10 protein-coding genes, 24 tRNA genes and 1 riboswitch are annotated in these 20,670 nt (G+C 43.4%); of the genes, 3 read left to right on the forward strand and 31 right to left on the reverse strand.

The genetic code is table 11. The features are described from left to right. Positions 1-333: 333 nt before the first annotated feature. From LCL96_RS17680 to LCL96_RS17795, 24 genes are all read right to left on the reverse strand, one after another. Positions 334-408: transfer RNA gene (locus LCL96_RS17680), tRNA-Asn, on the reverse strand. Positions 409-417: 9 nt separating this feature from the next. Further along, positions 418-494, reverse strand: a tRNA-Ile gene (locus tag LCL96_RS17685). 8 nt (positions 495-502) lie between these two features. Next, a tRNA-Gly gene (locus LCL96_RS17690) sits at positions 503-576 on the reverse strand. A 12-nt stretch (positions 577-588) separates the two neighbouring features. Continuing rightward, positions 589-659 (reverse strand) — tRNA-Cys (locus LCL96_RS17695). Positions 660-661: 2 nt separating this feature from the next. Continuing rightward, positions 662-736, reverse strand: a tRNA-Gln gene (locus LCL96_RS17700). Between the two features lie 8 nt (positions 737-744). Then, a tRNA-His gene (locus LCL96_RS17705) sits at positions 745-817 on the reverse strand. Positions 818-834: 17 nt separating this feature from the next. Further along, positions 835-908, reverse strand: a tRNA-Trp gene (locus LCL96_RS17710). Positions 909-933: 25 nt separating this feature from the next. Next, positions 934-1,017: transfer RNA gene (locus tag LCL96_RS17715), tRNA-Tyr, on the reverse strand. A 36-nt stretch (positions 1,018-1,053) separates the two neighbouring features. After that, positions 1,054-1,129 (reverse strand) — tRNA-Phe (locus tag LCL96_RS17720). 45 nt (positions 1,130-1,174) lie between these two features. Then, positions 1,175-1,251, reverse strand: a tRNA-Asp gene (locus LCL96_RS17725). A gap of 79 nt (positions 1,252-1,330) precedes the next feature. Beyond that, positions 1,331-1,404 (reverse strand) — tRNA-Met (locus LCL96_RS17730). Positions 1,405-1,429: 25 nt separating this feature from the next. Beyond that, positions 1,430-1,522 (reverse strand) — tRNA-Ser (locus LCL96_RS17735). A 7-nt stretch (positions 1,523-1,529) separates the two neighbouring features. Continuing rightward, a tRNA-Ile gene (locus tag LCL96_RS17740) sits at positions 1,530-1,603 on the reverse strand. Between the two features lie 29 nt (positions 1,604-1,632). Beyond that, a tRNA-Met gene (locus tag LCL96_RS17745) sits at positions 1,633-1,706 on the reverse strand. Positions 1,707-1,774: 68 nt separating this feature from the next. Next, a tRNA-Ala gene (locus LCL96_RS17750) sits at positions 1,775-1,850 on the reverse strand. A gap of 8 nt (positions 1,851-1,858) precedes the next feature. Next, positions 1,859-1,935: transfer RNA gene (locus LCL96_RS17755), tRNA-Pro, on the reverse strand. A gap of 5 nt (positions 1,936-1,940) precedes the next feature. Then, positions 1,941-2,017 (reverse strand) — tRNA-Arg (locus LCL96_RS17760). Between the two features lie 91 nt (positions 2,018-2,108). Continuing rightward, a tRNA-Leu gene (locus LCL96_RS17765) sits at positions 2,109-2,197 on the reverse strand. A gap of 7 nt (positions 2,198-2,204) precedes the next feature. Beyond that, positions 2,205-2,279, reverse strand: a tRNA-Gly gene (locus LCL96_RS17770). Between the two features lie 7 nt (positions 2,280-2,286). After that, positions 2,287-2,371 (reverse strand) — tRNA-Leu (locus tag LCL96_RS17775). Positions 2,372-2,437: 66 nt separating this feature from the next. Next, a tRNA-Lys gene (locus tag LCL96_RS17780) sits at positions 2,438-2,513 on the reverse strand. An 11-nt stretch (positions 2,514-2,524) separates the two neighbouring features. Then, positions 2,525-2,600: transfer RNA gene (locus LCL96_RS17785), tRNA-Thr, on the reverse strand. 25 nt (positions 2,601-2,625) lie between these two features. Continuing rightward, a tRNA-Val gene (locus LCL96_RS17790) sits at positions 2,626-2,701 on the reverse strand. Between the two features lie 40 nt (positions 2,702-2,741). Next, positions 2,742-2,816: transfer RNA gene (locus LCL96_RS17795), tRNA-Glu, on the reverse strand. A 353-nt stretch (positions 2,817-3,169) separates the two neighbouring features. Between LCL96_RS17795 and LCL96_RS17800 the strand changes: the two genes are divergently transcribed. Further along, positions 3,170-5,215, forward strand: a complete 2,046-nt coding sequence (locus LCL96_RS17800) for a hypothetical protein (RefSeq protein WP_224943578.1) — start codon at positions 3,170-3,172, stop codon at positions 5,213-5,215. Positions 5,216-5,328: 113 nt separating this feature from the next. Here LCL96_RS17800 and LCL96_RS17805 read toward each other — a convergent pair whose 3' ends face one another. Beyond that, entirely contained in the window at positions 5,329-5,496 is a 168-nt protein-coding gene (locus LCL96_RS17805; protein WP_224943586.1) for a hypothetical protein, read from the reverse strand. A 35-nt stretch (positions 5,497-5,531) separates the two neighbouring features. Further along, a riboswitch (cyclic di-GMP riboswitch) is annotated at positions 5,532-5,617 on the reverse strand. Between the two features lie 275 nt (positions 5,618-5,892). Between LCL96_RS17805 and LCL96_RS17810 the strand changes: the two genes are divergently transcribed. Then, positions 5,893-6,255 (forward strand): DUF948 domain-containing protein, encoded by a 363-nt coding sequence (locus tag LCL96_RS17810; protein WP_224943588.1) that lies wholly within the window; start codon positions 5,893-5,895, stop codon positions 6,253-6,255. A gap of 46 nt (positions 6,256-6,301) precedes the next feature. Here LCL96_RS17810 and LCL96_RS17815 read toward each other — a convergent pair whose 3' ends face one another. Together LCL96_RS17815 and LCL96_RS17820 are read right to left on the reverse strand one after the other, a co-directional pair. Continuing rightward, complete coding sequence (locus LCL96_RS17815; protein WP_224943589.1) at positions 6,302-6,625, reverse strand: DUF5658 family protein; 324 nt, start codon at positions 6,623-6,625, stop codon at positions 6,302-6,304. Between the two features lie 251 nt (positions 6,626-6,876). Beyond that, the gene (locus tag LCL96_RS17820; RefSeq protein ID WP_224943592.1) at positions 6,877-12,447 is read right to left on the reverse strand and encodes a pullulanase; all 5,571 of its coding nucleotides are present in this window, start codon (positions 12,445-12,447) and stop codon (positions 6,877-6,879) included. Between the two features lie 425 nt (positions 12,448-12,872). On the opposite strand from LCL96_RS17820, the gene LCL96_RS17825 reads away from it, so the two are divergent. Next, positions 12,873-14,975 (forward strand): GDYXXLXY domain-containing protein, encoded by a 2,103-nt coding sequence (locus tag LCL96_RS17825; protein WP_224943594.1) that lies wholly within the window; start codon positions 12,873-12,875, stop codon positions 14,973-14,975. A gap of 168 nt (positions 14,976-15,143) precedes the next feature. Here LCL96_RS17825 and LCL96_RS17830 read toward each other — a convergent pair whose 3' ends face one another. The 4 genes from LCL96_RS17830 to LCL96_RS17845 form a co-directional block, all read right to left on the reverse strand. Next, positions 15,144-17,240, reverse strand: coding sequence for an SA1320 family protein (locus tag LCL96_RS17830; RefSeq protein ID WP_412103613.1), 2,097 nt, complete (start codon positions 17,238-17,240; stop codon positions 15,144-15,146). A gap of 36 nt (positions 17,241-17,276) precedes the next feature. Next, positions 17,277-18,203, reverse strand: coding sequence for a DUF1672 family protein (locus tag LCL96_RS17835; RefSeq protein WP_224943600.1), 927 nt, complete (start codon positions 18,201-18,203; stop codon positions 17,277-17,279). Positions 18,204-18,609: 406 nt separating this feature from the next. Then, on the reverse strand, positions 18,610-19,641 hold the full coding sequence (locus LCL96_RS17840) for an ABC transporter permease (protein WP_224943603.1): 1,032 nt from the start codon (positions 19,639-19,641) through the stop codon (positions 18,610-18,612). Beyond that, positions 19,642-20,514: an ABC transporter permease subunit gene (locus LCL96_RS17845; protein ID WP_224943606.1), complete on the reverse strand. Its 873-nt coding sequence runs from the start codon at positions 20,512-20,514 to the stop codon at positions 19,642-19,644. It abuts the gene before it with no gap. Positions 20,515-20,670: the final 156 nt, after the last annotated feature.

The following is a 20,670-nucleotide window of genomic DNA, read 5'->3' on the forward strand; positions in this document are numbered from 1 at the left end:
GTTCGTCCTGAGCCAGGATCAAACTCTCCGATAAAAGTTTGAATAGCTCTTTAAAAATAAATCTAGAATTAACGTTGACGTATTGTCTTGTTTTGTTCAGTTTTCAAGGTTCAATGTGTGAGTGCTTCTTTCGAAGCGACCCTTACTATATTACATGTTTGATAACTTGTTGTCAACAACTTTTTAAAAGAAGTTTTAATCAAGTTTTCATGTTGTGTTGCTCGTTTGCGGCAACATTTAATACTTTACCAGTTAACTTCGCAGAAGTCAACTTCTTTTTGGAACTTTCTCAAAAAAAAGAGATCGTCCTTCCATTCATCTTATAGATAAAAATGGCTCCGCAGGCAAGATTCGAACTTGCGACCGATCGGTTAACAGCCGATAGCTCTACCACTGAGCTACTGCGGAATAATATAATGGTGGGCCTAAGTGGACTCGAACCACCGACCTCACGCTTATCAGGCGTGCGCTCTAACCAGCTGAGCTATAGGCCCATTAAGATTGGAGCGGGTGAAGGGAATCGAACCCTCATCATCAGCTTGGAAGGCTGAGGTTTTACCACTAAACTACACCCGCATGAAAATTTTAAGGCGGCAACCGGATTTGAACCGGTGATAAAGGTTTTGCAGACCTCTGCCTTACCACTTGGCTATGCCGCCGTTGGCTGGGCTAGCTGGATTCGAACCAACGCATGTCGCAGTCAAAGTGCGATGCCTTACCGCTTGGCTATAGCCCAATATAAAGGGCGACTGATGGGAATCGAACCCACGAATGCCTGAACCACAATCAGGTGCGTTAACCACTTCGCCACAATCGCCATGATTGAAATTTTTTTGGCAGGGGTAGTAGGAATCGAACCCACACCAAAGGTTTTGGAGACCTTCGTTCTACCGTTAAACTATACCCCTATATAATAGAGAGTTTCATCAAAAATGGTGGAGGGGGGCAGATTCGAACTGCCGAACCCGAAGGAGCGGATTTACAGTCCGCCGCGTTTAGCCACTTCGCTACCCCTCCAAATAAAATAAATACTTAAAGGTTCTTAAGTATAAATGGTGGCTCAGGACGGAATCGAACCGCCGACACATGGATTTTCAGTCCATTGCTCTACCAACTGAGCTACTGAGCCATATCATATATAGAAGATTTAATTATCAAAGAAACATTTTTAAAATGGCGGTCCGGACGGGACTCGAACCCGCGACCTCCTGCGTGACAGGCAGGCATTCTAACCAACTGAACTACCGGACCAGAGTTTTTTGACGACAGTCAAAATAACTATCCATGCGTGACTCATCAAGGAATATCCCATCTTTAGTCAAAAATGGTATTGCGGGGACAGGATTTGAACCTGCGACCTTCGGGTTATGAGCCCGACGAGCTACCGAACTGCTCCACCCCGCGACGATAAAATATTCAAAAGTAAAAATGGAGGAGGAAGGGGGATTCGAACCCCCGCGGGCTGTTACACCCCTGTCGGTTTTCAAGACCGATCCCTTCAGCCGGACTTGGGTATTCCTCCGTATAAATGGACCCTGTAGGACTCGAACCTACGACCGGACGGTTATGAGCCGTCTGCTCTAACCAACTGAGCTAAGGGTCCTTATCAATCGTTCGTTATGTATGGAATAATAGCGGCGGAGGGGATCGAACCCCCGACCTCACGGGTATGAACCGTACGCTCTAGCCAGCTGAGCTACACCGCCACGAATCTACTAGCTATTAGCCTTATCAATAAAACCAATGAAGTTTATTTTACTGTCGTAAAAAAACTTGGTGGAGCCTAGCGGGATCGAACCGCTGACCTCCTGCGTGCAAAGCAGGCGCTCTCCCAGCTGAGCTAAGGCCCCATATGAAGTGGTCGGGAAGACAGGATTCGAACCTGCGACCCCTTGGTCCCAAACCAAGTGCTCTACCAAGCTGAGCTACTTCCCGATATATGGCGCGCCCGAGAGGAGTCGAACCCCTAACCTTTTGATCCGTAGTCAAACGCTCTATCCAATTGAGCTACGGGCGCAAAATGCAATAGTTTTTTCAATGAGTAACGTAAGGTAAGATATTTTGCTAAAGCATATTAATGAAGATTATTTCGCTTCCGCAAAAAATCCTGGTGCCGAGGACCGGAATCGAACCGGTACGGTAGTCACCTACCGCAGGATTTTAAGTCCTGTGCGTCTGCCAGTTCCGCCACCCCGGCAAGTCTTTGGAGCGGAAGACGGGATTCGAACCCGCGACCCCCACCTTGGCAAGGTGGTGTTCTACCACTGAACTACTTCCGCGAATAAATGGTGCGGGTGAAGGGACTTGAACCCCCACGCCTCGCGGCGCCAGATCCTAAGTCTGGTGCGTCTGCCAATTCCGCCACACCCGCATATATTTTCGTTTGTCCACATTGGTGAAAAACTTAGGTAAGATATTTTGCTGACGCAAAAATCTTTGGTGAGCCATGAAGGACTCGAACCTTCGACCCTCTGATTAAAAGTCAGATGCTCTACCAACTGAGCTAATGGCTCAAAAAACCAAATGGTGCCGGCAAGAGGACTTGAACCCCCAACCTACTGATTACAAGTCAGTTGCTCTACCAGTTGAGCTACACCGGCATAATGAATTTTTTGAAAATAAAAATGGTGGAGGATGACGGGATCGAACCGCCGACCCTCTGCTTGTAAGGCAGATGCTCTCCCAGCTGAGCTAATCCTCCACAATATAATGGTAAGTTATTTTACTTTCGCAAAAAACTTTGGTGACCCATACGGGATTCGAACCCGTGTTACCGCCGTGAAAGGGCGGTGTCTTAACCGCTTGACCAATGGGCCATTTTTTGTGAACATCCCGCTTAAGGACAAGTATTACTATATCATCCGATTTCGCAGAAGTCAACTTCTGTTTTATAAAAAAGAATGATTTTTTTCGTGCTTATCAAATCCATTTTTGTAAGCCGAAGAAGATTATACCACATTTTCAAAGCACTAATCAATAGGAAAATAATAAATATCTAATTTAACTTAGGTCGAATTCATTGAGCTCAAACAAACAACCGGTGGATAAACAATCAACCTCATGATACATAGACAGCTAACAAGACTTCTTAACGTATGCAAGCTTGTTTACACATTATCCATAAGCGGTGAATACGATAATAGTAGTTTATGAATGAGGTGATGGAACCATGGAGCTTCCAACGATTTTGTGCGGCCCAATTGTTCGCCGGGTGGACCCTGCACAAGTTTTTTTCTGGATTGCATTAAGCAAACCATATGATATGAAAGCACAGTTGTTTATGATAGAACGTGATGTGAATTCGCGAGTTACAGCCTATACAAACATAGCCTGTAAGACAGAGACGAGAACGATTCAAGCTGGAAGGAACCTATTTATAAGTATGATCAATGTTTCTCCACATAGCGGACTCTTTCCTACAGATCAATTACTTGGTTACAATATATTTTTTGAAAGTGGTAATGAATCACTGGACCTCGATAGCTTTGACTTACTTTCTCCTGCTCATCCACACTCGATTGTCTACGAAAATCTCGCCTACCCCACCTTTATGATCAATAAAGAGAATCCTTCGAATATTCTCTACGGTTCATGTCGAAAACTTCACGGCTTGGGATTCGATACAATGTCAGAGGCAGATAAGATCATCTCTTCATCCGCCACCAAAACCGATAGACCTTCCTCTCTATTTTTAATGGGAGATCAAATCTATGCCGATGATGTAGCAGATCCCGTATTCAAGATCATCACAAGGCTTGGTCAAGAGCTAATGGGGCAAGAGGAAGACCTGGCCTCAGCTGAACCCCGATTGAAAGAAGATCTTTTTAAGAAGGGGCTTCAACAAATCAATGGCCGGCAATATATTTCTGAACACTTCTGCAAATTCACTTCCAGAAATGCGGCCAATCATCTGTTAAGGTTTGGTGATTATGCAGCCATGTACCTGTTATCCTGGAGTCCCTCATTATGGGAGCACGCCCATGAAGAAGGCCTGTTCAAAACCTTTCAAGAAGCATTGGATCAGGATGAAATCTATTTTGCATTCAAGAATGAATATTCCAATGAGCATAAAAAAGAAAGAAAACAACTTCAGGACCGGTACCAAAAGCAGATGAAAGACCTGGCTAATGTAGTGGAAGCAATATACTCTGTTAGAAGATTATTAGCGAACACACCGACCTATATGATATTTGATGATCACGATATTACTGATGATTGGAACCTGACACAGGAGTGGAAGGCAGGGGTTTGGAATGCACCATTAGGGAGACATGTCATCAGTAACGGTTTGTCATCCTATTGGCTTTTCCAAGGCTGGGGTAATGAACCTGATACGTATACCCATTTCGGCCAAATGATGCAAACCTATTTTGACTCCCTTCACCTTGGGGCACTCCCTCACAAGAATTGGGTCCATTCCCTATGGAACTATGATTCTTGGCAATTTACCGCCCCCACTGCACCACAAGCCGTTTTTCTTGATACTAGAACACAGCGGGATTATGCCAATAAACCAAAACCGGTAAAGGTTGGGATGCGCATAGATGAGGGGCAACATGGACCAAACCTACTTAATTCAGAAGGGTGGAACACGGTAGGGGCCAAGCTGAAAGAATCCGGGTGGAATTCAGGTGACCCCCTGATCCTTGTATCTCCCTCCCCCCTTTATGGAATTGGTTTAATAGAGAACTTTCTGCAGACCTACATGCTTCCTTTAAGTACACTTGGGTTTCCTGTGCAAAGCAACTTTGATCTAGAAGCTTGGAAGTACAACGGAATGGGCTTCAACGCATTCCTTCAACATGTATCTCTTTGGAATCCAAGCGAATGTATGATTTTATCCGGTGATGTTCATTCAGCTTCATCGGTTCAATCTGATATTTCCTTTCCAGATGGCCGCAGCTTGAAAATCCATCAGTTTACAAGCAGTCCGATAAAGAATATGAGTTACTCGGGATTTTCCGGAGCCCTTATAAAATTCATGGTGAGCCTGAATGCCAGAGATAGGACCAATCGCACGCTCTACCGCTACTGTAATCAAGAGTTTGACCTTGTGCAAGCAGAACATGAAAACAGCGTATCCCCCGATTATATATGGAAGGAAAGCATTCGTTATCAGCCTATAAAGGGTTCTGCCCTCATTGAAACGGAGAATAATATTGGCTTGTTGACTTATTCAGATGGACGTCCAGAATCCAAGGTCATCATGCCATAACATCGGGATTCACATCAGAAAAAGGTGTCAAAAAAAACTGACAATCTCATAAAAACAGATTGTCAGCTTCTTTCATACCTTAAACCAGAACAGGTCTCCTATACCTAATTTCCCTAATAAAACAAATTATTTAATTTCATCTCATGATAAGATATTTTTTCTTGCAACTTCTTTTGAAGCCGGCAGTCTAAACAATCTTGCAGTAAAACACGGTTATAATGAATTCTCAAAGAATGCCATTTTCGTTTTATTTTTGGCAAAATTCCTAATATCTTCATCATTCTCTCCTCCACGTTCATAAGTCACCGGAGTCCATTTCGAAAACTGGCAAGCATCGTCCATTAGACATTAGCCCCTATAGTTTTGCGTCACCATTTTTCAATGGGTTTGCCCTTATCGTTCGAATTATGAAAGATTCTTTTTACAACACATGTAACTATAAACCATCTTTTTACACATGCCATTTATACTATATTCCGAATCGTACCATACTTTTGAAATTTACGTTCCATATATTCCTAAAAGAATACAAGAAGATTTCATCCCAGGCGGTTAGACTTTCTTTAGGTTCACCTTCTTCTCTTTAAAAGGAGTTTTTATCCTCTCCCCCATCTAGGGAAGGAATGTCTGAATCCCCCTCATCATAGAATTATTGTAAATGAAGGGAGCTGGTCTCAATGCTTGAATGGAGTGCTGCCATTGCAGCTGTTGCATTTACCATTCTTGTCGTTTATTTGATTTTGACGTTACGTAGAGTCATGAACACCTTGGACGAGACGAAAAAGACACTTGCTGACACGAGAAGTGCCGTTAATGGCATTACAGAGGAAGCAGAAGAACTGATTCATACCGCTAACCAAATTTCTGTTGATGTCAAAGGGAAAATGAAAGCCGTTGATCCATTGGTCGAATCCGCACATGATGTCGGGGACATGATCCAAAGTGTGACAAGCTCCGTGAAAAGGGCCGCTTCGCAAAATCGCACCCCAAAAACCATTCATACTCAGGAAAGCAAGCCGGTGCAAATTAAATTAAAGTAATAAAAAGAGGCCTCGATGAAGAGGCCTCTTTTCTCTTAGTCTATGCTCAAGCCAGTCCTGCCCTGCTTCCTACGACCTCCCATAGCCAATAACCATGCATCAGACAAATAAAGCTATAGGATATTGCTGCTGTAATGGACACAAGTAGTAGAGCTTTTGATAATCGTTTATCTGGGTTGAGGTGATAAAGAAGGATGAGCAGGAAAACAGATAAAGCTCCCTTGAAGAGTAGAAACAGCCATGGATTAGTGTGATAGAGGGTATTCATAAGAGGATTTGTTTCCGTTATATGTCCGTAATGTAATCCATACATCGTTAGGAAAGCGTCTAAGAGGTTAAGGAGTAAGATATACAGCAGCAGATACCTCATTTAGTGAATTCTCCTATTCATTATTTATGTTAGATTTTATCTAATAGTTCGCAATATTCATTATAGCATTATATCAAGTTCTTAATAAAGAATATTCCTTTCAAAATTTAAACAAACGTTTGTTTAGCTCTATGAACATTAGTATTTTTAAGGATGGTGCTATTATTCAAACGTTTGTTTAAAAATCCACAAAAAAAATCTCAACCCTACGAATAAGGTTGAGATGATGGATCAAAAGTCACATGATCCTATTAATGCTTCTTTTTCTTTCCCTTCTCATCCACCTTGATCACCACAGTGGTCAAAGGATCCAACGTCAATGTGTCTTTCGTCATTGTAAACCCGGACTTCTTCGAAACAGGCTTAGTTCCCGCTTCATCGTTATCCACGATAACCTTTCCTTTCGAGAAGTCATATTCACCGATGGATAGCTTTCTCGCTTTATTGTCTGCATTCACAAATACATAGTACTCACCGGTTCCATCTGTAGAGACGTTCTTGTAAGCAAGGAGTAGATCTGAATCAGCCATTTCAGGAATATCCATCAGAGATACGTTCTGATCCACGAGCTCTTTCTCTCCTAAGCGGAACGCATTGGTTGACCTTCTTAGCTTGATCAACCCTTCAGTATATTCCCTCGTCGTTGTGTTGATGTTGTATTTCTTCTTGTTCGTTGCCTTTTCCCAGTCAAACATGTTGATGGCGTCGGATGAATCGTAGGAGTCGTGGATGAAGTAACCGAATGGATCTCCATTTTCGTCCTCTAACTCATGATATTTCTGCTCCGGCACGCCGTCACCGAGCCATTGTTTGGTCCGTCCGTATTCCTGGCCAGCGTGGATAAAGGCCGTTCCCTGGGATGTCAGGATCATCGAATTTCCGAGTCTGATCCGCTTATGGATTTCCAGGTTGTTCTCCGGAATGGCAGGGTCCTTCTTGATCGATTGAGCAATCACATCATACAGCGGCAGATTATCATGGGCTGCGATGTATTGGACCATGTCGCCAGGATCGTCGTCCGCCGTATTACCCGGCTGGCCTTTGATGTTGTTGAAAATAGTGTTGATATCCCGTGCCCCTCCAGTAAGGAATCGCGGCTCCCCTTCTGAACCGAAGCCGGATTTCAATTCGTTCCTGATCTCATCAGAGAAGACTCCAACATCATCGGTTTTGTCCATCCAATCCTGGTCGGCTCCCATGCCTTTTAAGGAAGGATCCGACAGATGACCGGCGAATGTTCTCCAACCTTCACCGATGAACAAGGCTTTCGGGTTGATTTCAGCTGCTGCGTCATAGGCTTTCTGGACCGCCGGATAGCTTGCATCTCCCATCATGTCAAAGCGCATGCCATCAATTTTATATTCATCGAACCAATATTTCACCGAGTCAACCATCAGCTTTTCAGCCATCGTATGGTTTGTCGCCAGGTTATTCCCGAAGCCTCCCAGGAAGTTCCCCTGGTCATCCTGAAACGCATAATAATCTGGAACGATGTCGTTCAATGTGCTTGTTTTCGCCATATGGGTGTAGACGACGTCGAGGACGACCCCCATCCCTTTGTCATGAATCGCATCGATCAATCTCTTCGTTTCTTCGATTCGTAATTGTGGATCAGTAGGATCCTCTGAATACGCACCGTCCGGGGAGAAGTAGCTGTGAGGATCATAGCCCCAGTTATACTCATTTCCTCCCGCCGAATACTCAAGCTCTCGTTCTCCCATCTTCGTCTCATCGCCGTAGTACCACGCCATGATCGGAAGCAGTTGGACGTGGGTCACGCCCATTGATTTGATATAATCGAGCTTTTTGATAAACGCATCATACGTGCCCCATCGTTCTTTTTTCAAATCCTTTTCAATGGACGGATCGGATGTAAAGTCACGAACATGGATTTCGTAGATGACCGCATCCTCCCTTTTTTCATACCCGTCGATGGAGGCATGACTGAATTTCTTAGGGTCCGTCCCTTTCAAATCAACAATTGCCGCTTTTCCGACGTTATCGCCGTCAGGTCCTGTTTCTCCTTCTGTGTTAACGGTGAATGCCGCCATGGATTTGGCGTACGGATCCAGCACTTTTTTCGTAACACCTTCATTGGTGACTTCGTATTGATAGTAATAGCCTTTCAAGTCTTTTACTTTCAAATCTTTCGCTTTGGCATCTATTGACCAGACACCTTTGTCACCAAGCGTCAATTCGAGGCTGCCAATTTTCGTCGCCGCATCTTTTTTATCATAGAAGTTCGCGACCACTTTGCTTGCTTTCGGTGCCCATAATTTTAAGGTGGCGTTTCCTTTTTTGTACGTGGCACCTAAATCATCCCCATCATATGCATACTTGTTATCAAGAAGTCTCCAGCCGGCTGCTGCTGAAACCGTTCTTCCAGAGTAGGTGATGGAAAGCGGGAGTTTATTCAAGTCAAAATCAGCCTTCACTTCCACCGTTTTATCACCGGTGATTTTAACGCTGTTCACCATTACGTCCGCTCCGTCCTTATCCTTGACGCTCAAACCGGACATCAACGTCTCTTCAGTCAAACCATCTGTCATCGTAAAATTCAAGCGGATCGTATCATCCGAAATGACTTCAGATGAAACCAGCCCCGTCGCTACATCACCATGTGGAGAAATAAAAACGTTATCTTCCCCTTCTTTCACCCATAGTTGATCATACTTATCCAGTAAGTTGAAGGATTTGTCTCCTCCATCCTTCTCACCGTTTGTCTGGTTTACGACTAAGAAGCCAATCTGCTTCGCATTTTCATTCAATTCAACGTCCACATACGCACCATATCGATCCTTTTTAGAAAAATCCAGTGCACCCGTCGGCCAATTGTCTGTCGGGGATTTCACATCTCCCCACGTCCATAGACCGAAGTTTTCATAGTTCCCGTCTTCACGGTCATAATGGATACGTACCGTATTCGCAGGAAGATCTACCGGCTCATACGTATACCCTTTATCCGATCCCTGCTCGATCCAGATTTCATTCACGTCAGGTGATGTGATGGTGAAGGCTTTGTCTCCCCCATCTTTCCCTGCATCGCCTTTCGATACATCCATGACCAGGAATCCGATGTTTTTCGCACCCTCTGCGAGAGGTACATCAATGTATGCCCCGTAGCTGTCCGTTTTTTCGAACATCGTAGCGCCTGTCGGCCAGTTCGCCGATGGGGATGCGACATCATTCCACAACCATGCACCGTAGTTTTCGTAGTTACCGTCCGTACGGTTATAGTGGATTCGGATGTTGTTTTCAGGAACGGGTTCCTCTTCAGGATCCTCTCCTCCTCCTGATCCAGCTACAGCTCCTGTGATTTTACCACCTTCGACCGTCAGCAATGCAGTACCGCCGTCCTCTTTAGAAGGTAGGGTCAACATTACTTTACCTGATTCAGTCGTAGTATAGGTTTCCCCGGAAGAACCATTGGTCACGACCGAATCGGGAGAATCCACTGTCAACGTTATTTCTTTCGCTTCGTCCGCCACGTTTAAACCGACATATACGGAGTCGTCTTTGTAATCGCGTGAGAATACTAAGAACTTGTCACTGTTCGAACCACCTACTGTGTGCCTTTCCCCCTTGGCGAACACATCAGAATGAGCCCCCCTGAAGTTCAGGATTTTCGTATAGTGATCCAACACATCATTATTCTCTACATCATCCCAGTTCAGATCATAACGGTTATCATACTGAGGATAATTATTGGCACCGCTCTGCCCAAGCTCTTCACCGTAATAAATGACAGGCTGACCTTTCGATGTTGCCTGCAGGGAGGCTGCGAGTTTCAGCTTCCCCTTGTCCCCGCCAAGTGAATACAGGAATCCGTCTTCATCATGACTTCCAAGGAACTGGCCGAGTGTGGCGGTGTTGTCGATCTTTCCATTCCGGGCCGTCAGTTTATCATTGGCCGCTTTCAGGTTACCGTTCACAAACTCACGGGCGATATCCTTGAATGCGAAATCAAGGAGGGAATCCATCATCCCCGTATCTAGATAGCCGTAGTCATTATCTGAACTTGCCCCCCAGGCTTCCCCAATCAGCTTGTGTTCCGGCATTTTTTCCGTAATGGCATTCTTAAAGGCCATCCATGTGGCATCTTCCACATGCTTCACCGTATCGACACGGAAATAGTCGATGGTGTTGCCTTTATCTGTTTTCGCTTTCTCGATCCAATCGGTTTGCCAGTCGATGATCTGCTGACGTACTTCAGGATCTTCCGTGATGACATCCGGTAGCCCGGCGAGTTCACCGACCACTTCGTCTGTCCCGACATTACCCTGACGGAGGATATCGCTGTACTTCTCACGCTCTGCGTCGGTTGGATAACCGGCTGGACGTTGATCCGCAGGCAGCTCGCCGTCGATTTCTTTCAATCCATAACCAGTATGGTTCAAGACGACATCCACCATGATTTTAATCCCGCGGTCGTGGGCTTCATCGATCAGGTTATGAAAATCGTCCATGCTTCCGAAATGAGGATTAAGTTCACCGAAATTGCTCGCCCAGTAGCCGTGGTATCCGAAATAAGGCTCCCCCGCTTCTCCTTTTCGCACATCGTACTTGATATTTTCCACAACCGGGCTGATCCAGATCGTGTTCACACCAAGCTTATCAAGGTAATCAAGTTTCTCCGTGATCCCTTTGAAATCTCCACCTTGATACGATCCACGTTTCGATTTGTCATAATTCAAGTTGTAAGGATCATCATTTGACGTATCCCCGTTGAAGAATCGGTCAGTCAGCATAAAGTAAATAATGGATTCGTCCCAATCAAGGTCCGAATCACCGACAGACTGTCTTGCCTTCACTTCGATTTCAGTGCTTCCTATATAGACGTTTCCGTAGGAATCCACTACGTTTAAAGGAATTGATTTTGTTCCAGCCGTAATATTGTCATCTACAGACAAGGTCACTTCTTTCAACGATGGATCGATTTCAAGCTTATCCGATCCACCTAATGATGAAACGTCTGCTGTAATCTTTTGAATGTGTAAACCATCTGTCAATCCTTCTACATTAACATTCAAGACAGCGTTTTCATTATAGTCCACAGCTTCGGGAGCAACAGAACCTGTCACCGTCAGATTGGCTTTTTGGAAATCAAGAACCGATTTTCCATCGACGGTATTGTACGGATCACTTACTTCCGTGGTCACACCATTTTTTGTCACTAAAAAGGTATACTCATTTTCACCATTAGGTATGTTGTCGTATGGGAGGATGAAGCGCTCATTCTCCGGCTCATACGTCATTTCCTTCGTTTCACCGTTGAACTTCAATTCCACTTTATCAATCGTATCCATTTGATCGTTTTTGAAAAGATCTTTATCACGATAGTAGAATGTCGCGTCCCCTTGATCAATCACCGGTGCGGAACCATCCGGGACGATGCGGATTTCCTCGACACCGCTTGTTATGTAAGCCTTGGTGAGGGTGTCATTCTTGTTCACTTTAATAAAACGGTCGCCGAATTCCTTCTCCGCCGTATTCCAGTCCTCGGTACTGCGAAGGACGAATCCGAACTGCTCCGTTCCAGGTGCGACGGCAATGTTCGCTACCGCTACTCCGTTGTCATAGGAGTCGAAGTTAATTTGATCATCCTTCACACCTGTACTCCATGCCCATATGTTCCAATCACCGTAGGTTTGATCTTCACGGGTGTACGTGAAACGCACGGTGCGATCGCCGGTATCGGCTGCGTCAGCCGAGGCATTTCCATCTGCAACGGCAGATGCAGCCGGTGCGAATGGTGACCACAGGCTGATCAACATCATCAACGTCATAAAGATTGAGAAGTGACGTTTCGTCATTTTCTTCATTCATGCTTTCCCCCTTATAAATGATTAATAGAATAATAGAAGTGCTCTTGATGGTTGTGAAAACGTTTGCACAACTGAATAAAAAAATGTAGACTGGCTTTCTTCTAGTTATTTCGAACTAATGCAAACGATTGCAATATTCTGTCTTTTTTATTTTATAACAAACGGAGGAGAATGGCTATGTGACAAATGGGGGATTTTGACACATAGCTGGTCCAGCACCATACTTTCATTAATTTTATTATTCTTTGGATGGGAATGGTCGTGTAATCTATATATTCCGTCCAAACATACCAATGACAGTAAGTACCTGGCTTCATTGTGTATGCCTGATTAAAAACCAAGCTTTTACCTCCTACATGCCTATATAGCCCTCTTCCTTCATATAATGATCAGGTAGGGATTTCATAACAGAGGTGAACGGTATGAAGAAAATCATTTCATTGACCTATTTATTCGGGGTTGTGTTTCTTTTAGCAAGTGCACTTTATTTATTCGCTTCTAACTGGCAAGTGTTTTCGCGGCTCGAGAAAGTGGCTTTAGCGGGGGCATTGATTGTGTTCTTCTACGGCACTGCTTTTCTTTTAAATCGTTTTTTAAAGAGTGCCCATTTCCTTTCAAACTGGATGTTGGTGAGCGGGGTCATTTCCTTTGGTCTTTCCGTTGCTTTACTCGGACAGCTGTACAATTCCCACGCGGACAGTTACTTATTGTTTCTTGTATGGTCTATTCCCGCCTTGCTGTTCAGCTTGTACACAAGATACGGAGGGTTTTACGCATTAACCCATATCCTCATTCATTTGACGATCTACTTTTATCTTTTCCCGTCTAATCCATTTGGGCACTGGACCCTCACCCATACGTGGATCGCGTTCGGAGTCGGGGTCGTGAATTTGCTTTTATTTTTCCTTATTAAAAAAGGATACATCCATTCAAGACCCTTGCTTTATCTCAGCCTCTTCTCAGCCAATCTCCTTCTTATGGTCACGGCATTCGATCAGGAGTATTCCGTTTACTTCACTTTGTTTTATCTTTTCATCCTTGGTATCGGGATGTACCGCTTCATCCATAAAGAAACATCCACCTTTATCATTCTTTCTATATTCGGAACGTCCTTTATCATTATTAAAATGTTCGAGCTGATGATGCAGTATGTATCCAGTCTTTTCTTTGTCGGGCTCTTACTGGCAGCCGTTCTATTATTAGCAGGAAGTGTATTCCTTGTGAATTATTTACGGAAGCATTCCTCATCTACGCACTGGGTAAAGACTATACTCATTGCAAGCGTGACGTCGATAGCTTCTATTTTCATCGTAGCGTCGGTTTTCGGTCTGCTGTCTCTGCTTATGGTCAATGTCTCGATGGTCACTCTTTTTGTATTCGCAACGGTATTTCTCGTCATCCCGAGTACGTTAACCAGCTGGCCGTCTCCTGTAAAGTACTCACTCATGATAACGGGTATCATCATAGGGATGATGGCAAGTGTGTTTGATGAATTTTCATTTGTTATGTTTTTGGTTCTGGCATTTGTGTTTTATGTTGAGAAACGGTCTGCTGCAAGATTGGTATTCTATCTTCTGTTTCAACTTAACCTTTGGATCTTCTTGGAACAAACATTGGATATAGGGGCACATGCTCTCCTTATTGTAATGGTGATCTTGAATGTTTTAGTGTACCTTTTACTGAATCACAAACATGTCATTCAGTATGGAGCGTTTCTTATTGGATTCTTTGCCTTTTTCTCATTAACGACCATCAATCTTTCGCTAACGCTTCATAGTATCTATACCGCTCTCTTCTTTCTAACCGCTACAGGCTGCGTCTATTTGTACAAAAGGAAGGATCGCACCTTTTATTGGGTTTCATCCCTTGTATTCTGGTTCATGCTTCTCGTTCAGCTGTATTACGATTTGGCCTGGAAGCTTGTTCATAAATCCCTGCTCCTTGCCGGGTTGGGCATCCTCTTCTTATTGATGGCGGTTTACTTGGAAAGGAAAGCTGGACCTGATCAGAAAAAGGACTCCATTTTTAAAGGTAAAGAACTGGAAATCTTTCTCATCATATGCCTTCAAGCAGGGTGGATCGGGTATCAGGTGTATTCAAACGAAACCTTGCTACAAAACGGGGAAACGATTTTATTAGAGCTTCAACCTGTCGATCCGAGATCTCTCCTACAGGGCGACTACGTGGAGTTGAACTACACGATTTCTCAAATTGAAGACACCGCTATTGATGAAAACGGCCCGATCACCATCGTGCTACGTCAAAATATATTAGGCATCCACGAATATACTGGCGTCTATCGATTTAATGGGAGATGGAATGCTCCTTACGAAAAGAAACCTGGGGATGTGCTTTTGAATGGAAAAGTAACAAGCTCCTGGGATGACAGTGTCCAAGTCACTTACGGGATTGAACATTTCTTCATCCCTGAAGGAACAGGAAGGAATGTAGAAAGGAATGTAAGGGGTGCCCAAGTGAAGGTGAGTGACAAGGGAGACGGGATTTTGGTACGGTTGCAAGATTAGCGGACTGGTAGTGCTGATAGAGGTGGGACCTTCCCACCTCTACTTTTGTCGAGGAGGATAAACGCCTAATAATTGGAGTGAACAGACGGGAACTTTACAACTGACAGTGAGGTTGAAGGACATATGATAAATCGGCAAAAAAAAAGGAACAAGTAAAGGAACTGTTCCCTATAAAGTGACACGATCGACTTGTTCACGCAGTTGGATCATGTTATCTTTCAGCCTTTTTGAGATTTCGCATAAAGCTTGAATGGATTTTCCTTTGTGATGACTAAGCTGATAGACGATATCGTCAAAGAGCAGCTCCATTTCTTCATGGATGGCCATGGCCGATACATTGTAAAGGTGGATATTGGCATAGCCCGTTAAATCAAAGATGGCAGAGTCGATATAGGGCTTGAAGCTCTCGAGTAAAGCAGGGAAGCCAATGGTCAATCTGGTTAACCCATCCCTTAGACCTTCAATGGTGCCAGCCAGTTCGTCGATCGGCTCCAGTGCGGAAGATACGTATGAACGGATTTTATCATCGAAATCTGAGAATACGCTGATGAGTTTTCCAGGCAAGGTCCCGCTTAAGGCTATGTTCATCGCTCCCTTGATTTGCGCTGATATCATTTCCAACGTATTCTCAATGGCGAAGGCAATGCCGGTCAAGGTTCCTAACAATGGAAGAAGCAGGCCGTGTGAAACTCCTTTAAAGCTTTCAAAGGATCCTTCCAATAAAACATCTTTCACCTTCATCCCTAAGAGCATATGATCAGAGGTTTGCAGGATATAATCGTTTTTCTTTGGCATCGTCACATTATGTTGAACGGAAGCTCCAGATGTAATACTGGCACTTAAGGAGGCATCACGCTCTCCGAAGTTTGTTCCCAAATCAGAGACCTGTTGTTTGAACTCTGCAATGTTACTATTCAACTTCGCAGTATTATGATTGATAATTTTATAGTGTGCGAGAATATCGTTTACAAGAACATCCTCAAGGGTCTCTTTCCCTCCACTAAAAAGCTCCGGGATTTCTTTATGAAGGATTTTCTGAAGGAAGCCTGTCAGATTAGTGATGCCCCCTTTGAACTCCATTAATTGACTCCGTGCCTGCCCGAAAATACTCTCAACACTGATGCTTCTGTTGAACAAGTGCTCCACCAATTCAACAGGCGGGGAATTCAACACTCCATTAAGAGATCGGCTGGCATTTTCAGCCATATCGACAAGGGAAATGAGATGATCGATTTCGGAGGTCAAACGGTGACTGGTTGTCGTGATGCCTATAAATAAAGGGTTACCAATTAAATTTTCAAAGGAATCCTCAAAGAACATCTGCAGTCGGCTCAGTCGTTCAGAATATCGGTCACCCTCATGCTGGGCAATCTCTTCTGAATGGGTCAAGTATTCCTGAGCATGACCCAGCCTATCTGAAACCTCCCCTTGCATAGCTGCTGCCAACAGGTTGAGGTTGTCACGATTAATTTCGATTCTGTCTGAATGACCGCTATAAAGAGGTTCGCCGGTCCAGATGCTTGTCATGATGTGAGCATCAGCTTCGTCAAAGATGTAGCCATGACCAGGGGAATCCGGTTGACCAATTTCATACTTTCCACCCTCGGCATATCCCGTATGATTGTTTTTCAAAATGTTAAATCCTTCACCAGTCTCTGGTATTCCTGTTGAAATATCATATCTCTTGCCAGGGATGCGTGAGTCTAGATTTAAGGCAATGAGCGTGCCGGTCAGGACATCATAGTTGCTGAAGTAGTTAGTGATGTTGTCGTAGCTTTTGTTGGGGTCCATTACACCCTTTGGGAATAATGCTGGATTTAGAGTAACGGACCTTATATCTGGTCGATTTCTTACAGCGTAGTTTGCAAGGGGTCCACCCAAGGAGTTCCCAGCAGCATATTTAACTCCGCCTTTATTACTATTCTCATTGTCTATTTTTGTTAAATATCTTCCCGCCGCTTCCAGTTGAGGTAGTGATAAATCGCTTAGAAGTTGAACATCCGTTAATAAGTCCTGTTTACCGTTCACAGCACCTGCATCTGTGCCAACATATATGACGGAGATTTCTTTTGTCTTTACGTTTTCAACGGTTAAAGCATCTAGTCCAGTCGGATCTTCATATAAGGTATCTATCACCTCGTATTCATGTCCGTTCACCTCAACAACTTTATGTCTAGCTGGCTTCTGGTAAGCCACTAATCCAGCTAATTCAACTAAATCCTTATCCATTTCGACTTGGTTTACTGTGGCTATGTCTTTGGCCATTGTTATGGGTTTGTGTACATTAGTCATTTTAACCACCTATTCGTTACGAATAATTTCCTGTTCAATTGAATTATCCTTGAACCCTTCAAATGATTCCTTGTGAACCCCGTTATCGTTTACTGCCACTCTATATGTCCCTTTAGGGAGAGTGCTCATTTCCTCTATATCTTTTATTACACGTTTCATAACCTTTTCACTCGGTTCCACATTTTTTTCTTTCATAAAAAGCATAATATTAATTCTTAAGTTATCAGGATGGAACAATTCCCCATTATACGCTTTTTTTAATGTCTCGTTCGTTGCATCGTGATCTTCCATGTATAGATCATAGACAGGCTTTATGGCTTCATCGCTTTTTAGGGAGGACATAGAGTAATATGGTGTCATACTACCCGATCCCCCAACATTTTGAAGGGACTCAACGGTTCTTCCTACAACTTCTTCTTCTGAAACGATTTTCTCAAGGTACGTGTCCAGATTCTTAAATTCTTTCTCGAATATCAACCTGTATAAGCCTTCACGAATCCCTCTTTCAACTTCACCTTCTTGGGTCCTCACTTCTTTGGTCATTATTTCTTCCGTTCCTTGATTTATAGGAACAATAGCATAAGTATAAAAGTGCACAGGTCCAGTCGACTCCACAAATACCGTCACTCCATCAACATTCCCCACTAGATTATGAACTTTAACCTCAGTTTTATATTTCTCCAGGAAGAACTCCTTTACCGCATTTTCCACTTCTCCACTTTTAGCCTCAGCAATTTTATCGTTCTCCTCACCATCATTCAAAAAATAACCTTCACCTTGATAATCCTGCACTCTTGCATACTGATCATTCACTTCATCCTGTGTACTCTTCTTCTCATCCACACCATTGCCATTCGCATTATCCATATTCATACATCCTCCAAGTAATAATGAAAGTCCGATTCCATATATGATCCACTTATTTTTTTTGTTCATAAATGTCTGATCCTCCTAATTGGATAGGTTCATTTTAAAGAATTACCTTTATATTGTATAAAAATCTGTAAAGTATTAACAGTTGATTCAGGAATTCCTTGGATCAATCAGAAAAAACAGGAGAAAAGTAGCGGTGACGATATGGTCCTTCGTATCTTTTATCCTATTAATATCATTGGAATTAACTTATGTCTTCAGACTCATACATTTGTATAATTACCCCAATTATTCAATTTATAACCTGCTAATATGGAGACTTTAAAAAATGAGCACTTTGCTCAGTTTAATCATTTCCGAAGTATAGGGACAGTTCTTATGCTCCAAAAATTCCTAAATAAGTCCAAAAGCTTAACATCAGCAAATAGATTCAAATAAAAAGGCGATGAGATATCCCCTCGCCTTTTTATTAATTACGATAAAATTTACTGGGATTAGCGAACAGAAAGTCCTTCTCCGGAACACCCTGTCTCATCTCCGTTCTTCCATGTGACGTGTGGTCCCGTTTCCCACTCACTACCTTCCGATAAGCTTCTTCATATACACTCTCCAACCCGTTCAGAATCAGGTTCATCGATACAATCGTCAAGGCAAAGAACGTGATCGGCACGAGCACAATAAATGGGTGGACATACAGCATCTCGAAATAATCCCCTATTAACCCGGACCATTCGAAAGAAAGCGTCTTGGGAGGATCCTGCATTGGTGAAAAGTCAATGACCGTCCCTCCGAAGAACATTTTCAATAAGCCAAGGTGGGCTAATATGATGAGGATTTGGTTCAGCTGTTGAATAAACAGGATCACGAGCTTTTGAACCAGGTGCTTCACTACATGAAAGACAATGATCCGGAATGTACCGGCCCCAAGCGTTCTTGAGGCAAGGACGAATTCTGTGTTCATGATTTTCTGAGTTTCTTTGCTTATGTATAAGATTACACTGGGCAAGGGAAGCAAGACTAAGATCACCAGCTCAAAAGAGGCTCTCATGGAAAAAGGCTCGGCAAATCCATCAATCGGCATGGATAAGACGTTGATGAGGATGAAATAAGACATCAGCGTGATCGGAATAACCGAAAAGGTACTGAGAAAATGCTCCATCAACTTGAAGGTTTTGGTCAGATATCCACTGAAAAGCGTTCCGATCACTGCCCCCAGTATAATCTGTAGGAATGCGATGCAAAGTGAGATCCCGATCGTATATTTCGCTCCCTCAATGATGACGTGCAGCAAGTCGTTTCCACTCGCATCGGTTCCTAAAGGAAAAGTCAAAGATGGTTTGAACGGTGCGGTTTCAACGATCTTCCCCTTCTCATATATCGCTGCCTTCTGTCTGATATCCCCATCATTGAGAATCATGTTCATCAGGCTTGCCACGAGCAGCACACTTATGAACGAAAATCCGACTAAAAAGCGTTTATTTTTGAATATCTTCTTCACCATTCAGGCTCCCCCCTCTTTAATGACCTTCGGAACGAATAGTTCATAGCACTGAAAGAGAAGGAAGATCGGATAATAGATCAGCATGATCCCGATAAAGAAGACTTCCGGATATGGGTACTGGAGGATGAACGACATGATGCCCGGAATATTGAACAGGTACTCGACGATTAGTAGATTCGTCAGAAAAAATAGGATGATCGTCTTTGAATAGTGAAAGAGCGAATAGATGGTGTTCCTCAGAACATGTACAAAAATCATTCTTCTAAAGGATAGACCCTTGGCGAGAGCAAGGTTCGTATAGCTTTTTGTCAGTTCTTCGAGGATTTGGGATATGAATAGCTTTGTCATGATCATGGTGGGGGTAATACTCAAAGACAGAATCGGGAGGAAGATTGCCTGCTCCTCTCCAAAGGATGCAAAGTTCAAGAATTGGATATTCGTTTTCTGATAGAGCCATACAATGAAGATTTGCAATAAGATGATGTAAAAGATATCCGGCACGGCTTGAATATACGTGAAGATTTCCTGAAAAACACGGATACGATTACTCTTTAAATTGACGATTGCAAAGGCAATCACTATGGAGATCAGCATGGATACAACAAGTGATCCCCCAACAAGGACCAAAGATTCCCTCAGTGGTGGCAGGATCGTTGGGAAGATGGGCCGGAATACATTTCTTCCCGTGCTGAATTCCAGGTCTTGAAGGGATGTCAGAGCTGATAACAGCTCCACGATTTTTCGAACATACTGGTTAAAATCAGGTCTGAAGTGGTCAAACAGATATGGAATGCAGCTGATACATATAATGGCCAGGAAAGAGGACATCATTTTCCAGCTGAAAAGAACGAGTTTTCGGACAATTTGCAACATGTCCCCTCCTTTTTCAAAATCAATCTCAGAAATTGGAAAATTCTATTAAATTATACATGTTTTAATCTTTTTTTTACAACATCATCTCTTTATTTAATAGAGCCAAATAAACAGGGATTTAAGATATAATGAGGTTTAGTGAGATTGATATGGAGC

It is taken from the genome of Rossellomorea aquimaris (assembly GCF_020172085.1).
Lineage (GTDB): Bacteria > Bacillota > Bacilli > Bacillales > Bacillaceae_B > Rossellomorea > Rossellomorea aquimaris_E.